Raw genomic sequence first — 15,569 nt, forward strand, 5'->3', positions numbered from 1 at the left:
GATAGATGTCTAGCTGGGAGCTTGATAGTGAAGCAACATAACCGATTGCAAGCATATCGCTACGCGAATCGGGGCAGCATTTACCTCTTTATGCCCATGCTGGATTTTAATGTCATGGCAGAAGTTGGAGAAACTCCGCCTTAAGGGAGTGAGATCGCAGCAAAGCGATCGCTGGGTAAGTTATTGCCTGATCACTATTTGTTGAAAACTTGTTTGCTGAACTTAAGAGTTGGGCAAGATTCTTGTTAGCACTACAGGAATTTTAGGTAGTCGGCTTCTAACCTAGAAAGCTACTGAATAAAGTTGCAAAACTCCTAAAGCGACTGGTTTAACTAATAGCTGCTATTAGGAATACGACACTCGGCGGCAAATCAGGGGTCTACCTAAAGTTAAGAATCAGGCAATTTGCAACGGTGAGTCTACTTCAGTGGCTCTATTGCAACAGTTAAGTGCTTCAAGTCCTTGTTGGCGATCGCCATGACAAGGTTGACCGAAACAATACCTTACTCACTTAAACTCTTAACTCAAATGCCCTACTCTTCAATGTCCTTCTCTCAGACATTTCCTAGTAGAAGCCCTATTCTTGCCTCCAAACCCTTGGCTCCTGAATTTACGGTTGCCATCCCGACCTACAACGGTGAGCACCGTTTGCCTGAGTTGTTAGAACGCCTGCGATCGCAGGTAAATACAGAGCATTTCCGCTGGGAAATCCTAATAGTTGATAACAACAGTACAGACCAGACTGCTGAGGTCATTCGGACCTTCCAGGCAGATTGGCCCAACCAGTATTCCATCCGGTACTTGTTTGAAGGTCGCCAAGGTTCTGCTTATGCGAGGCAGCGAGCAGTGCAAGCAGCCGAAAGCGAGCTGATTGGTTTTTTAGATGATGACAACATTCCAGCCCTAGATTGGGTGGCAGCAGCTTATGCCTTTGCTCAAAGTCACCCTAGAGCAGGAGCTTACGCGAGTCAAATTCACGGTGACTTTGAAGCTGCACCTCCGCAAAACTTCAAAAGAATTGCTGGTTTTTTGGCGATTACTGAGCGCGGTCCTCAGCCATTGCTGTACGACCCTGGCAAAAAGCTGCTGCCTCCCTCAGCAGGCTTAGTGGTGCGTAAAAGTGTTTGGAGCCGCTATGTACCTCAAACTTTTACCTTGAGAGGGAGAGTCGGACAGTCTCAAGGACAAGCGATCGCGGCCAGCGAACCGGGAGAAGATCTAGAACTGCTTCTGCATATTCAGAATGCAGGTTGGGAAATTTGGTATAACCCAGACATGGAAATGCACCACAAAATCCCTCACTGGCGTTTTGAGCGAGATTATTTACTCGCCATGTTTCGAGGGATTGGTCTGAGTCGCTACCACACTCGCATGCTCAGTGTTAAACCTTGGCAGCGTCCATTGGCAGCTCTGGCCTATATCCTGAACGATATGCGTAAAATCCTCCGGCACTGGCTGAAATATAGAACGGTCATCCCTCAAGATTTGGTAGCTACTTGCGAAATGGAGCTGTTCCGCAATAGTTTTCTGAGTCCCTTCCACCACTGGAAGAAAACCCTGAAAAACTAAGAGAGCATAAGTTTTAATCTCTCTATGGATGTAACGATCGCAATTCCTACCTACAACGGTGCCGATCGCCTGCCGCTGATTCTGGAGCGCTTGCGACGGAGATTCTAAGATAGAATCCCTGCCAATTAAAAGGTAAGAAGTGGATGAGTAGCGCGATCGCGCTTTATTAGCGTGCGTTATTTGGGCCAGAGATTGCGCCACCAAGGAGCGGTTTGGCTAGAAATTGCAGGCAACTTCTGACGGATATCCTGGATATTCCAACCCGTTAGCTTAGCCAGGGTTTGAGCTTCTTGTTCAAAGCGGGCGGGTAAAGCTCTCTTATACTGTCGTCCAGCCACGCAGTTCGTCTCACCTGTAAAGGCATGGCGCAAAACATAGCGCCCTTGGAAGGACTGTCGATTCGAGGTTTCCTGGAACATTAGATCCTCAGGAAACTTGTCACGGGTATAGCGGACATGAATCCGGGTCAGAAAAACATTGGAGGAGGCGTTGTCGTTGAGCCAAAAAACACCCGCCTGACGCAGTTCCTCAGGGTTGAGAGGTTCAGCTGAGCAAGGGTCGCAGTTGCCCATATCCCAGGCATATTCCAAAAAAGCTACCTTTTTACCTTCACGAGTGTAGGCTGTCTGGAACATAGATTTGTAGAAGTCGCCAAACTCGTTTTTGACAAAAACTGGAATTTCAGCATCTGAGGGCACTTGCACGGTTCGGTAGTTAGTGACTTCAGCTTGGCCTTGAGGAGACAACAGGTAAACGATTAAGTCTTGCTCGGTGGCAGCATTAATCATGCCCAAACGGATCGGCAGCATGAACTTGGGTGATTCGTAAGCCATCTGAATTGGGCGGAGAAATTGATAGCCCGCTTTTTCAAATTCCGCTAGATTCACCTTGGCGACGAAAAACTTTAGGTTTTGGCGGATGTAGGGTTGCAGTAGTTGCTTCGCTCCTCTAGGAAGGCGGTAACCACTGCGGTTCAACCAAGTTTCCAAACCGCCGGATTCCTTAGCGCTCAGAATCACAATGTCATATTCACCCACGGTAAAGCGAGCTTCAACTTTGATTCCCAGGGCATTGTCGCTCGCAGCTTCTGTAGGCGCACCAGCCATTGCCGCAGACGGAGCCATTACCCTTTCATTAAAAGTTTGAGTTTCACAAGGATTGGAGTCGAAATATTCCACCAGACGAGGGGCACTAAAGGCATCCAGCCGTTCTAAAACTTTAGGATCGCCGACATGAACTTGCTCCTGCTTTAGCACCACAGGCACAGGCACGACGATCGCAAAATCTTTGACATCACCCTGGAAGTCATTGGCCATCGTCAGGACAGTGCGTTCTCCATCTCTGGCGATCGCAACCTGAGAAGCTTTGTTATAGAGTTTGGTGTCTGCTTTAGCGACGTAGAAGCCACAAAAAGCCCAGGCATTAGGTACATACCCAATTAGAATAACCAGTGCCAAAAGCAAGCCCAACAATATCCGTAACGGCTTCATCATAATTTTCTCCAGGTGCATGAATAAGAAGGCTGAGGAATGTTGCTCTTATACTTCAACGGCAGTGGGACTGATAGGTTCACCAGATTCAGGAGCAGGCCAAGACCAAGTAAAGCGAGGCGCGGACCAGATCAGGTCTATTAGCAAGGTGAGCGGAGCCAGCGCAAATAAGGCCCAAAACACAGCAGTCGAGATGAAGAACTGATTGCGGAGCACAAACGTGACAGCGGCAATGGCGACAGACCAAACCAATCGCCCGATCCGAGCATTGGGAATGGAGCGAGGGTCAGTAATCATAAACAAGGCAAACAGCAATAGAGACCCACTCATCAATCGGTGCCAGTAGACATCCCAAGTCCAACCCAGCCAGAAATTGCGATAGGCTTCTAGGCCAGCGTAGGTGCCTAGGAAAGCGGCTGAGGTATCCCAACGCCCGACGCGCTGTAGCACCAGACCCCCAGCCCCCAGAAAGAGCAGCCCGTACCACCACTCATCGCCCCATTGCCCTGGAGAAACCCAGGCATCTTGAGTAAGCATTAGCACAGCGATGATGCCGAAGTTAGCCGGATTAAAGAAATGCTTGCCTTGTACTTGAAACACAAACTTACTCAGAACCGCTAAGCTGCTGGCTAAAGCCATTGTGCTGGCATGATCCGCTCTGAGCAGTAAACACAGCCCTAAAGACGTGATCAGGGCACTCCGTAGCGATCGCCCCTGCTTCTTGACGGGAGTCGAAGGAGTAGAAATTTCTGTCTGGGTGGTTTGTGAAGTGAGCGATCGCTGTGAGTTCCGGCGCTGCCACCATTCCTGTAAAGCAGACATAGCCCATTGAGCCGTGAGGCAAGTCGCAATCGTCACGGCAATGAATTCGGGTCGAACCGTCCAGTCTCTCGTGCCTAAGCCCAGGATGAGAAACAGTGAGAGAAACAAAATCTGATAATCACGCGCGTCCTGTAGCAGCATGGCTAGAGCACAGGAGAGGGTCGTCCCCAATCTAGACGAGCCTACTCTTAAACGGTTCTGCTGTTACAGAAATTGTTACAAGCTGTCTCCGTACTTTTGCCAAATAAAAGCCAAACCTCACCCCGCCCCTCTTCCCAGGGTGAGAGAGCGGCTTTAAAGTCGGTATTGCCGATATACATCACTCGCAGCACGATGTAAAAGTGAGTGTCGATACACTAAAGCCTGCAAATCATCCGCATAGCCACCCCCGATCACGCAAGCAACAGGGTAGCCCGACGCCACACAGGTACTCAAAACTTGCATTTCTCGACGGAATAAACCTGTATCGGTGAGCGCCAGTTTACCCAAGCGATCGCCTAGATGTGGATCAACTCCTGCATCGTAGAGGACTAGATCTGGACGTACCTCAGTGAGTAAATCGGGTAAATAGGCGGCTAGGGTTTGTAGATAAGCATCGTCTTCCATGCCTACAGGTAAAGGCACATCCAAATCACTTTGTTGCTTAGTACCTGGAAAGTTAACTTCACAGTGCATTGAGAACGTGAAGACACTCGGATCATCCTGGAAGATTAGGGCTGTACCATCGCCTTGATGTACATCTAGGTCAACAATCAGAACTTTCTCCACCAAGCCCAACTTTTGTAGAGCCCGAGCCGCGATCGCTAAATCGTTGAAAATACAAAATCCAGAGCCATAACTGGGGAAAGCATGGTGAGTTCCGCCTGCCGTATTACAAGCAAGACCCTGCTGTAGAGCTAGCTGTGCCGTGAGAATCGTGCCTCCGACCGCAGTACAGGTGCGATCGACCAAAGCTGGGCTCCAAGGCAATCCAATGCGGCGCTGGGCCTTAGGGTCTAGGGTGCCCTCACAATAAGCTTGCACATAATCCCTTGTATGGACAAGTTCTAGAACTGATTGGGCAGGCGGCTCAGGTGTAAAAAATTGCTCTAGATGCGCCACCCCCTCTGCTATTAGCATCTCGTACAACAGTTTAAACTTCGCCATCGGGAACCGATGTCCTGCTGGCAGAGGCGCAACATAAACTGGGTTATAAACCAAGGGTAAGTCCATCGACTTTCTTACACTGGAGACAGAATCCTCAACAGCGATTTCTCTAGAAATTGCTTCACCCCTTCAGCGAGGCTGATCATGGAACTAAGAAGCGTTTGGCAATATGGCAGCAATAGTTCTGAAAACAGTAATCACTTTGCCACAATTAGCCAATGGTGGCACAACCTCAACGGCAAAGAGATTCTGTGGCAACAACGGTTGATGCCTGCAACTGCGGAGGCCACCAACCTCAACTGGGAACCCCAGCGTTTTGATGAAAAGTTTTTAGTAGTAAACCCTACTATTCGTGGCATCACCCTCTACTGGCAGAAGCCTGATTCATCGCAAGAGCGAAGTACCACAGTCCACAAGCTGGAGCTAGACCAACTGCATCAGCAACTCTACATTTTTCCGCAGTCACAAAAGGAAGTGGTAATTCGGGTGGAGTTGCCGCAGGTTGCGCTCCAGACAGTGGTCATGAAAAATCCCCAGTGGCAAGTTGCTCCCAACGGAGATACCTACTTACTGACACTACGAGACGATCGCCAGAAAGTCGTAGTGCAAGCCACCTTTGACTCAACTCAAATGAGCCAACTCAAACAACAATTGCCTTAGAAACTGCCCAAATACAACACAACTACCGAAGCAAGACTAGAGCTTTCCAGCCTTTGCCTCGGTAGCTTTTTAGTTGTGACGGGTGAGTCGTAAACTGCACCTGTCGTTAATCATGAAACACGATGACTGTGAGATGGAAGTTCTGCTGTACGCAGCTTTAGTTAGTTGCTTGAGCTGCCAACAGTTGCTTTAACTTTTCTAGGTCTTGAGCCCAACGTGGATCAGGCTGAACCGCATCGCTATCAGTAGAAGTGCTAGCCGCAACTCGTCGAGACTTATTGTTATTGTTGCTATTGCCCTTGCTACGACGGCTACCCGTAGAAGGAGCACTGGGGCTAGGACTGCTGCTGACGCCCTCTGCACCCTCTGCACCCTCTGCACCCTGTTCTTCCTTACCTTTGGCGCGAGGCAACGCTTTCTCAATTTTTAGAGCGCAGTCTTTGAGCACAAAGCCGTTGTATTTTTCAATAATTTCATCGGCTTGCTCATCGGTTTTGACAGTCACAAAACCAAAACCTCGACATTTGCCTGTTTTGCGGTCAGTGATAACCTTGGTAGAGACAGAATCACCAGCTTCTGCAAATACTGCTGCTAGCTCTTGGCGCTCCACTTCTTTGGGTAAATTGCCCACATATAAACGAATAGACATGAAAGATACCTCCAGACATCGGTTCAGATAAACTTGCTTGAAAGCATTAACCTCACGCAGTTAGCGAGAGATTGCCTTGATAGACGACTCTACGAATAGCTACGCCTTGTACTCCCCTCGCTAACATCGAAAACACAGCTCCTCGCCTCAAAAAAGCTGTCCAGTACCCTTCATCCAATGCTTTACACTCCAGAAAAGAGCAAGTTGAACTTCATCATGGTTGTAGGTTTTTAATGATCACTGGAGGCTTATGTTCGAGCGTTTTCTGTTTAAACTGCTTTTCCAGGATTTCTATGCCATTCATTAAGGTATCACGGCCTTAGATACGCAGCTAGGTAAAATCATAAGTTTCAGACTTGAGCCAGATCTTTATTAGTAGATTGGCGAAACAAGCTTCGAATATACCAATAGATTGACGTAACACGCAGGTATGTTTCTAGACTGTTTCAATAAAAACCAGCCGATGGCTACGGCTGGTCGAGCTTGCTGTGTTGGGAGGAAGAAAACCTGACACCAAGACGGTTTTGCTGTAGAAACTGCCATTGTTAAGGGCTGAGCCACGTCTTCGGTAAATCGGATCTCTCTGTAAAGAAAAGTAACATAAATTCCCAAATTAGTGCAACTTTTCTTTACAAAAGGTTTGACAATGGCAAAAAAATCAATAAGTAGATATTACTAATATCCTCCAATAAATAACAGGATATAAGTGCCAACGCAGGCTGCTACCCCAGCTAGCAAGGTAGACCAAATCGGATGGCGACTAATGCTAGTTTTGCCGCTCGAAGTTCGTAAGGTTTCTAAATCGATCCAGGGAGTAGCGCCCCGATGGAACCAGCCTTTAGCAGTTACGGCTTGGTGAACTAAGTCACGGGGTTGTGGCGATCGCCACCAAAACGCCCCCAACGGCCCTAGAACTGAAGTGTGATGAAGCGGTACTAACCCCGTGTCAGTTTGCAGAATCAAGCTTTGGCTTAGCCAATTAGCCAGTCCCGTCCGCCCCAGTACTTTGCCTTGGAGTTGTACAGGTTTGCTGTCGATAGGGAGAAGTGCAGAATTAGCTACCAGCGTTGGGAGGGGAGATGTGGCTCGGAGCGTCACTGGGGTGATGTCTGGAAAGAACGGGTTGATCCGAACAAAAATCCCTAAGCTCAGACCCAAAGGTAAACAACCGATGAGGACAGCCCAGTCACCCACCAACCAAAACAAATTCCACAACCCTAAGAACTCACCGATCGCAGCGATTGACCAAATCCCTAATCCGATCGCAACGCCTAACCCCAAGCCCCAGAAGGGAGCGCCTTGGAGGGCTAGGCGTTGTCCGTGCCGAGTGAGCCACTGATGCCAGGTGAGTTTGGGCGTGGGTGCTTGAGCAGAGTTGGCAAAGTTTAGCTCAGAGTCGAGTCGCCAGTGGCGGGCGTAAGAACTCAGGAGTTGCAGGCGATCGCCTAATAAAGAATGAGATTGGTTGAGATTGAGCCAATGGCGGTGAGGGTTGGTGCGGTCCCATTCCAAAAGTGCCTCAAATGAGACGGCTGGATAGAAGCTACCGACGGTTAGCGCTGTTTTGTAATCGAGCGGTGCTAGGAAGTTGAAGCCTTCGAGGACATAGCTGGTTTGTTGCTGCTGTTGTACGTCTTGAGCTACCCCGATCGCGGTTTTGAGTAAGGCTCTGGTGAGCCCGTTAGGATTGCCAGTAAATTCAGCGGCTAAGCGATCGCTGTAGTAGAGCCGCTGACGAGACAGCCACAACAGTGGCCAGCGGAGCAGCCCATAGACACCATAGTTGAGACTGGAAAAGGCAGCAATGATGTAGACCAGCACCGTGAAGAGGTAAAACAAGGCTGTATTCTGTCGCTGCGCCTGCTTTCTCCGAGCTTCCAAGCGATCGCCCCAAGTGGCTACCTGCCAATACAGCGTGTAGGGAACTTGTAGCAGCAGCACTGCTAGGGACATCACCGCAAAATCCCAGTGAGCAATGTGAGCAATTTCCCCAGCATAGAGGGCAGCAATTTCGTCATCTGCCATTTGTTCTAGCAGTCCTTGGCTGACGGCAATGCGGGCGAAGCGAGGTAGGGAGCCGTAGGTAAGAGCGATTGGTGCCGCTGTAGGCAAAAGCCGCAAGGCAGGAGTGGGAATCTGCTTCTGCCGAGGCAGACGATTGAGAACTTTAGTGGCTTCTGGGCTATAGGTCGCTAAAGTCGCGGTTGATAAGGGTTTCAAGCCGTACAAAAACTTGAGTAGTGCATCCATCAGCCAAGGCAGCGAGGCTAACATCAGCCCTACCACAACAATAAAAATGACTGTTGGATTGCGGTAGAGCAGTTGAATCGGCTGGACAAAAGGAAGCTTGACCAACAGCCAGTTGGTAGCTCGCATAGAGAAGCGTAAAACAAACAAGGCGAAGGCGAAAAAGGCGATCGCGCTACCTGCTTGCAAGAGCCAAAAGCGGGTGAGTTTGAGCTTGCTGAGCGGTTGCCACTTTTGCGCTCGGCCTGCTTGTTTCCACTCGTGCGGTTCCGTTGACGCTGTTGATGCCACTAAAACTGGGTTTGTACTCTCAGGTAGATCAACCTGCCCAACTTCTGTGGGTGGCGCAGAGGTGGCGTCAGTAGTCGACTGAGGCGATCGCGGTTGACTGACTGAAGCTGTTTGGGCACGCAGCTTATTAGTCTTATTAATCCGAGAAGTTTTACGAGTGGAGGTAGCATCTAGCGGGATGAATCCAGCCTCACTAGCATTAGATATTGTGGATGGAGCCTCGGATGGGGTTGGGGTGGACGGGTACAACTCGGTAGATGCCACCAGTTGAGGATAGCGTTTGATGAAGCTAGCTAAAGTTTTGTCGGCCCAAGCTCTCGCCTGTGGATTAGGCGTTTGGGTGAGGGCTTGGCAAAGGGCGATCGCTTGCTCCGCCAGACCTTGACGCTCATAAGCGGTTACTAACCCAATCTGGGCTTGCAAGCTAGTTGGAGTATTGGGTGGAGGCGGTGCAACCTGATTAGGAGAAAAGTTGGCACAACGCTCTAGCAGAGAGATGGCGGTGGGGTAATCTCCCTGCTTCAGTGCGGTTAAGCCTGATTTCAGGGTCGCGTTGGTAGATGGCTGGTTAGATGCAGAAGGGTCGGAACTAGACATACAGATGCTGCTGCCATAATCCGCTCCAACATAGCATCAAGTGGAGATAGGTTCTTGCCCAGAAACTACGGGAGCGATCGTGCTTAATTTTAACTCCGGGTGCTCCCCCTCTACTTGCTGGCAGTTCCACTCGTTACGGAAAAGCAGCACAGGACGGCCCCACGAATCTTTCACCGTGACGGTATTAAACAAGCGACCCACTTTTTGCAAAGCGTCCCAGCCTCCCGTGACCCAACGAGCCACGCTGTAAGGTAAGAGTTCTATCTGGGTTTCCACGTTGTATTCGTTTTGCAACCGGAACTGCACCACTTCAAATTGCAGTTGCCCGACTGCTGCCAAGATTGGGTCTCGCTTGGCTTCATCTGCCGAGAACATGATCTGGACTGCCCCTTCTTCCCGTAGCTCCGACACACCTTTGTGGAACTGCTTAAACTTGGAGGGGTTGGGGTTTTTTAGGTAGGCAAAGAGTTCGGGTGAGAAACAAGGGATGCCTTCGTACTCTAGCTTCTGGCCCAGATAAATCGTGTCTCCGATCGCAAACGCTCCAGGGTTGTTGAGACCGATCACGTCACCGGGGTAAGCCGCCTCGATCGATTCGCGTTCTTGTGCAAACAGCTTTTGTGGGCGAGACAAGCGCACCGTTTTACCCGAACGAGCATGGTTTACGGTCATGTCTTTTTCAAACTTACCGGAGCACACCCGCACAAAGGCAATGCGATCGCGGTGTCTGGGGTCCATGTTGGCTTGCAGCTTGAAGACAAAACCCGAAAACTCTGGATAGGTAGGCTCCACCTCACCCACCGTACTGTGATGAGGCCCAGGCTTAAGGGCGTAGTCTAGGAAAGCATTGAGGAACGGCTCTACCCCAAAGTTGGTCATGGCGCTGCCAAAGAACACGGGCGTCATTTTGCCTCGGTGTACCAGCTCCAAGTCTAGCTCTGGCCCTACTCCCTCAATCACTTCCAAATCTTCTTTGAGTTGGTAGTAGAGTTCTTGCTCCAGCAAGTCTTCGATCCGAGGGTCGCCCAAATCTACAGTGGTTACAGTTGCTTCGCGGCTACCGTGAGCACTGCGCTCGAATAGGTGAATTTTTTGCTCTCGTCGGTCAAACACGCCTTTAAAGCGATCGCCCATCCCAATCGGCCAGTTTACCGCGTAGGTTTGTAAGCCTAGTTCTTGCTCAATTTCATCCAGCAGTTCCAGCGGTTCACGCCCTGGACGATCGAGCTTGTTGATAAAGGTAAAAATAGGCAGCGATCGCAGCTTGCAAACTTCAAATAGCTTGCGAGTCTGCGGCTCCAAACCTTTGGCTGCATCGACTAGCATCACCGCATTGTCAGCGGCAGCTAAGGTGCGATAGGTGTCTTCACTGAAGTCTTGGTGTCCCGGCGTATCCAGCAGGTTGATATGACAGTCTTTATAAGCAAACTGCAAAACCGTCGAGGTGATCGAAATCCCCCGCTGTTGCTCCATTTCCATCCAGTCTGAGGTGGCTTTGCGCTGGGCTCGACGTGCCTTGACTGCTCCCGCCTCGTGAATCGCACCTCCGTACAGCAAGAGCTTTTCGGTCAGAGTGGTTTTACCCGCGTCTGGGTGAGAGATAATCGCAAAATTGCGACGGCGTTCAATCTCTGTCTCCAACTCAACTTGAAGCGATTTGTCTTGAACCGATTGGTCAAGGGCAAGGGAATCAGTGGACATGCCGGAACCTGACTGGGTAAATCTGTAAAGCAACTTATCAACGCTAAATCGCTAAATTCAACGTTGCCTTTAAACTTGATGATAGCGACAAAAGCTGCGCCTGCGGAAATCCTCCTCAGGTAGAGGATGAGGAGATACCTACCGGAGAGCATCGGATTTCCCTATCTATGTCATACTTTCAGGCAAAGATTAGCTAGATATGATTAAGGCAATTGCCCTGATTGCAATCGCAAACACCTTAACTCCGTGATGGAGAGAAACTGGAATGTACGACACGGATAAGCGGAAATTATTATCGGCAGTAGCGCATGGTTCGATCTTTTTTAGCGCTGCCTTGGTATCTATTGGTGTGCCGATCGCGATTTTGTTTGTTTCTGATGACCCTGTGGTGAAGGAAAACGCCAAGGAAGCCATTAACTTTCACCTTAATATTTGGGTCTGGGGAGCCATTATTGGAGTCTTGTCCTGGATCTTGATTGGTCTCCTCTTGGTGCCTTTCTACTTCCTGGCTCATTGGGGATTGGCGATTTGGGCGATCGTGACTTCTCTAAGTGACACTGACCACGCATTCCGTTATCCCTTCATTTTCCGATTGGTCTAGGGCGCTCTGGCAATTACTAAGGATTTGAGAGCGCACCTCTCCCAAATTTTTTGGTTGAAATAAATCGTTGGTGAAATTTCCTGACTCCATCCACTTCTCCCTGTCAAAGGTAAGGGAAGGTGTGATGGAGTTACTTTATGAGCGATCTTTGTCTGCTGGTAGCCGATGTTTTAGTGAAGAGTCAGTTAGCTAAGACCGCAGCACCAGAAATACCTCAGATTAGCTACTTATTCGCAGCAGACGATTTAACCAAAGCTCAAACGGTTGCTTTAGCTTCACCCCAGGTTACCACCGGAGTTGAATTTGGTGCTCCAGAATTTAGCCAACCCGGATGTCAGCCTCAGCTTGCTGCCCAGATAGGAGCCGCTCAGGTGGGGGCGATCGCGCCTAGCCAACAACTTGCTACAGAAATTTACGCTCAAGAAGACAACCTGATCGCCTCAATTCTGGACGACCAGCGTGGTAGTCAGCAGGTTTCTAAAGTTAGTCCTGCTTTGATTCCTAACTTTAGCGATATACCGCAAGCCCAGGCTTTGGCTCCACGATCGGGTAACCAGCTCTATCGCCAAAGACTAGAAGCCCTGAGAGCAGGCACTCTTTACACCCGGATCGCTAGCAATAGTTTTTACTCAGCTTGGTCTCAAGCCACAACGAAGCCCAGCTACAGCCAATGGAAACAACTACTAGAGCTAGAAGCCAGAGCTGTAGCACGAGGCCAAGGAGACAATCGTCTCTCGGTCGTCGTGGGAGACTCGCTTAGTCTCTGGTTCCCAACCCAACGCCTACCTGAGGGACAATTGTGGCTGAATCAAGGAATTTCGGGCGACACCACAAGTGGCATTCTCCAGCGGCTTTCAGCCTTTACTCAGACGCGGCCTGACACCATTTACGTCATGGCTGGCATTAACGATCTGCGTCGGGGCCATAGCGACCAACGGATTTTAAGTAATTTGCGTCAAATTATGCGACAGCTCCATCAGAAGCATCCTGGCGCTGAGGTTGTTGTGCAGTCGATTTTGCCAACTCGCTATGCTGCGATTCCCAGTAGTCGGATTCGTGGCTTAAATCAACGCATTGCCGCGATCGCCCAACAAGAAAAAGTAAGTTTTCTAGATCTGTACCCCTACTTCACTGACACGCAAGACACCTTGAATCGAGCCTTGACCACTGATGGCTTGCACTTGAATCCACGTGGTTATCAAGTTTGGCAAGTTGCCCTTCAGCAAACCGAATCTCAGCTCAAAATCGCTCGCTATCAACGCTTAACGGCTGCGGCTGTCTCTGGGACCGCTGTGAGGTAATTAGGCCATGTAGAATAGCTTCAACCTGTGTGATGCTGAACTCCATGACCGTTTCTCATCCTGTTGTGTCCGCTGCTTGGCTGCACGACCATCTCAACGATCCGCAAGTTGTGGTTGTAGATTGCCGCTTTGCTTTAATGCAACCTGATTTGGGGCAGCAGCAGTATCAAACCAGCCACATTCCAGGCGCTCACTATTTAGATCTCAATCGCGACTTGTCGAGTCTAGTGAATCAACACGGCGGGCGGCACCCGCTACCAGATCCACAGGACTTTGCTGCTAAGTTACGAGCGAGCGGGGTGAATTCTGACAGCCCCAATGGGCCAACTTTAGTCGTGGCTTATGACGACTCACGCTTAGCCTTCGCCTCTCGCCTTTGGTGGTTGTTGCGCTACTTCGGGCACAGCCATGTAGCAGTTTTAGATGGCGGTTTCGCAGCTTGGCAGGCAGCAAGCTATCCCATTACCGTAGACGTACCACCACCGCAAGCAGGCAACTTTATCCCACAGCCACAGCTTGAGCAGGTAGTTGATATTAATATCGTCAAGGCTCGCCAAGATACACCAAATGTGGTTTTGGTAGATTCGCGCGAAGGCGATCGCTACCGAGGGGAACGCGAACCGATTGACCCAGTGGCAGGCCATATTCCGGGCGCGGTGAATTACCCTTGGCAAGAAGTCACTAACGAGCAAGGCTATCTGCGACCCACAGTAGAGCAACGCGATCGCTGGACTGAAGTCGCTTCAGCTGAAGAAATTTTGGTTTACTGCGGTTCTGGCGTGACAGCCTGCGTCAATTTACTGTCCCTAGAACTGGCAGGTATTGATCAAGGCAAACTCTACGCTGGCAGTTGGAGCGATTGGTGTTCCTATTTGTAGGAGTGAGGGGTGAGGAGTAAGGGAGTTAGAAAAGGGGCAGGTTAATAGATAAGCTGACGCCCAGAATAGAGCTGTCAAAATTTACATTGCGATTAGAAGAGTTGCCGAAGCCAAAGCCTCCGAATACCGTAATGCGACTGTTGCGAGACCAGTCATAACTTAGGCGAGCCAGTAGTTGGTGATAGTTGTCCTCCCGTCCTTGCTCCGTAAAGCTCGATAGTACGTACTGATAGTCCAGCCCTGTCTGAACTTTACTAGTTGGGTTGTAATTCAGGGATGCGCCCAAGGCATTGACCACTCGGCTGCGATCGCTCGGATCAGCAAAGCTATAGCGCAGTTGGTAGAAGCTATCAATGGTTACCGCGCTGCCAAGAGAATCTCGGCGGCCCAGACCCAGACGGATGGAGTTGTCATTTAGGAAGCGATCGCCGCCTCCAGCCGTAAATAACTGTTGATTGCTTAAGCCCACCTCCCCGTACATTTTGGGAGTGAGTTGTTGATAGATGGATGCCCCAACCCGTACTTCGTTGTAGTCGAAGTCATCCAAGTTGGCATATTTGATCAGATTGGCATTGATAGAGCCAATTAAATAGGTTTTAGGCCCGATCGCTGGAGTTGCCCACAGGCTCAGTCCCGTGCGAATCAAGCTGTCATTAATGGGGTCAACACTGGAAAAAATGTTGTCACTTTGGAAAAAATCAACCCGACCTTGCAAGTAAACAGTTCGCTGGGAACGAACAGCCTGCACAGGTTGTTGTCTCAGGCGCAGTGTACCGAGTTCTGGGTCAAGTTGTTGATTGCTGTTCTCTACAGACTCCTGTAGGCGCAAGTTGCCTAACTCAGGATCAGCAGCTTGTGGCTCTGCTTCAGAGTTACTTGTATTTGTTGTATCAGATGTATCAGACTCATTACCAGTAGTTTTTCCAGGCTCTTCTGGCTCTCCCGAACTTTCCTGGGCGGCATCGCCTGGTTTTTGCAACCGCAAATTACCCAGCTCTGGATCTGCTAATGTTTGCTCCAGGTGACGCTCTTGCTGCGATTGCACCTCAACCTCAGAAGGCGCGTTTAGCTGAGACAGATATCTCAGCGGCAAGTTTTGATTCGCTAAGGCTGGATTGGTCAAGGATGGCTCTACTGTCACCTCTGACCATAGGATCTCAGTTTCAACGGTTGGTAAACTGAAGCCTACATCTAAGGATACAGAATCCTGCTTTGTTCCTAGGCTATTATCAGGTTGTAAAAATTTTGGCAGCGGCAAAACAACCGGATTGGCTGTTGGCTCAACAGTAGCTTCCGGAATTGGAACAGTTGCTGCGGTAGCACAAGCTGAACTACCTGCAAGACTCAGCCATAGACCTAGGTGTTGCCAAAGTCTGAGGTGCGGATGATAAAACAAGCGTAGATAAACTTGCAAGTTGGATACCGTATATTTACTGAAAAACCAGCCGAAACTCATCGTAGAAGTAATTCTCCTTAGTTGCTAGGGTGGTACGAAATATAAATCAGGGTTTTTAGCTTAAATTTTTTGTTTTAGGGAACTACCAAACTAAGTTGATCGTCGCCTGAATGGATGCCTACCGATAAGTTGTGATTCCTAATATAGGGAATAGACGAAAT

At 49.6% G+C, this 15,569-nt stretch carries 12 protein-coding genes; 5 read left to right on the plus strand and 7 right to left on the minus strand.

All coding sequences use genetic code 11. From position 1 onward, the window contains the following. Positions 1-597: 597 nt before the first annotated feature. On the plus strand, positions 598-1,569 hold the full coding sequence (gene hpsE / locus NDA01_RS00305) for a hormogonium polysaccharide biosynthesis glycosyltransferase HpsE (protein WP_348226456.1): 972 nt from the start codon (positions 598-600) through the stop codon (positions 1,567-1,569). Positions 1,570-1,745: 176 nt separating this feature from the next. Here the strand turns inward: hpsE and NDA01_RS00310 are convergent, their stop codons facing one another. The 3 genes from NDA01_RS00310 to NDA01_RS00320 form a co-directional block, all read right to left on the minus strand. Continuing rightward, on the minus strand, positions 1,746-3,062 hold the full coding sequence (locus tag NDA01_RS00310) for a DUF2330 domain-containing protein (protein ID WP_431193263.1): 1,317 nt from the start codon (positions 3,060-3,062) through the stop codon (positions 1,746-1,748). 45 nt (positions 3,063-3,107) lie between these two features. Then, positions 3,108-4,022, minus strand: coding sequence for an RnfABCDGE type electron transport complex subunit D (locus NDA01_RS00315; RefSeq protein ID WP_348226457.1), 915 nt, complete (start codon positions 4,020-4,022; stop codon positions 3,108-3,110). Between the two features lie 153 nt (positions 4,023-4,175). After that, entirely contained in the window at positions 4,176-5,093 is a 918-nt protein-coding gene (locus NDA01_RS00320) for a histone deacetylase family protein (protein ID WP_348226458.1), read from the minus strand. A gap of 78 nt (positions 5,094-5,171) precedes the next feature. Between NDA01_RS00320 and NDA01_RS00325 the strand changes: the two genes are divergently transcribed. After that, positions 5,172-5,687 (plus strand): hypothetical protein, encoded by a 516-nt coding sequence (locus tag NDA01_RS00325; RefSeq protein WP_348226459.1) that lies wholly within the window; start codon positions 5,172-5,174, stop codon positions 5,685-5,687. A 157-nt stretch (positions 5,688-5,844) separates the two neighbouring features. Here NDA01_RS00325 and NDA01_RS00330 read toward each other — a convergent pair whose 3' ends face one another. The 3 genes from NDA01_RS00330 to prfC form a co-directional block, all read right to left on the minus strand. After that, positions 5,845-6,336 carry an RNA recognition motif domain-containing protein gene (locus tag NDA01_RS00330; protein ID WP_348226460.1) on the minus strand — a complete coding sequence of 164 codons (492 nt, stop codon included), beginning with the start codon at positions 6,334-6,336 and terminating at the stop codon, positions 5,845-5,847. 675 nt (positions 6,337-7,011) lie between these two features. Then, on the minus strand, positions 7,012-9,471 hold the full coding sequence (locus NDA01_RS00335) for a M48 family metalloprotease (RefSeq protein ID WP_348226461.1): 2,460 nt from the start codon (positions 9,469-9,471) through the stop codon (positions 7,012-7,014). 36 nt (positions 9,472-9,507) lie between these two features. Next, on the minus strand, positions 9,508-11,172 hold the full coding sequence (gene prfC, locus NDA01_RS00340; RefSeq protein WP_348226462.1) for a peptide chain release factor 3: 1,665 nt from the start codon (positions 11,170-11,172) through the stop codon (positions 9,508-9,510). 265 nt (positions 11,173-11,437) lie between these two features. Here prfC and NDA01_RS00345 point away from each other — a divergent pair, with 265 nt between their 5' ends. From NDA01_RS00345 to NDA01_RS00355, 3 genes are all read left to right on the plus strand, one after another. Then, positions 11,438-11,773 carry a DUF4870 domain-containing protein gene (locus NDA01_RS00345; protein ID WP_190432180.1) on the plus strand — a complete coding sequence of 112 codons (336 nt, stop codon included), beginning with the start codon at positions 11,438-11,440 and terminating at the stop codon, positions 11,771-11,773. A 137-nt stretch (positions 11,774-11,910) separates the two neighbouring features. Next, a complete protein-coding gene (locus NDA01_RS00350) occupies positions 11,911-13,074 on the plus strand; it encodes an SGNH/GDSL hydrolase family protein (RefSeq protein WP_348226463.1) in 1,164 nt (387 codons plus the stop codon). Positions 13,075-13,106: 32 nt separating this feature from the next. Beyond that, a complete protein-coding gene (locus NDA01_RS00355; RefSeq protein ID WP_348226464.1) occupies positions 13,107-13,952 on the plus strand; it encodes a sulfurtransferase in 846 nt (281 codons plus the stop codon). Positions 13,953-13,977: 25 nt separating this feature from the next. Here the strand turns inward: NDA01_RS00355 and NDA01_RS00360 are convergent, their stop codons facing one another. Continuing rightward, positions 13,978-15,408 carry a hypothetical protein gene (locus NDA01_RS00360; protein WP_348226465.1) on the minus strand — a complete coding sequence of 477 codons (1,431 nt, stop codon included), beginning with the start codon at positions 15,406-15,408 and terminating at the stop codon, positions 13,978-13,980. Between the last annotated feature and the right edge of the window lie 161 nt (positions 15,409-15,569).

Source organism: Trichocoleus desertorum AS-A10 (genome assembly GCF_039962155.1).
Classification (GTDB): domain Bacteria; phylum Cyanobacteriota; class Cyanobacteriia; order FACHB-46; family FACHB-46; genus Trichocoleus.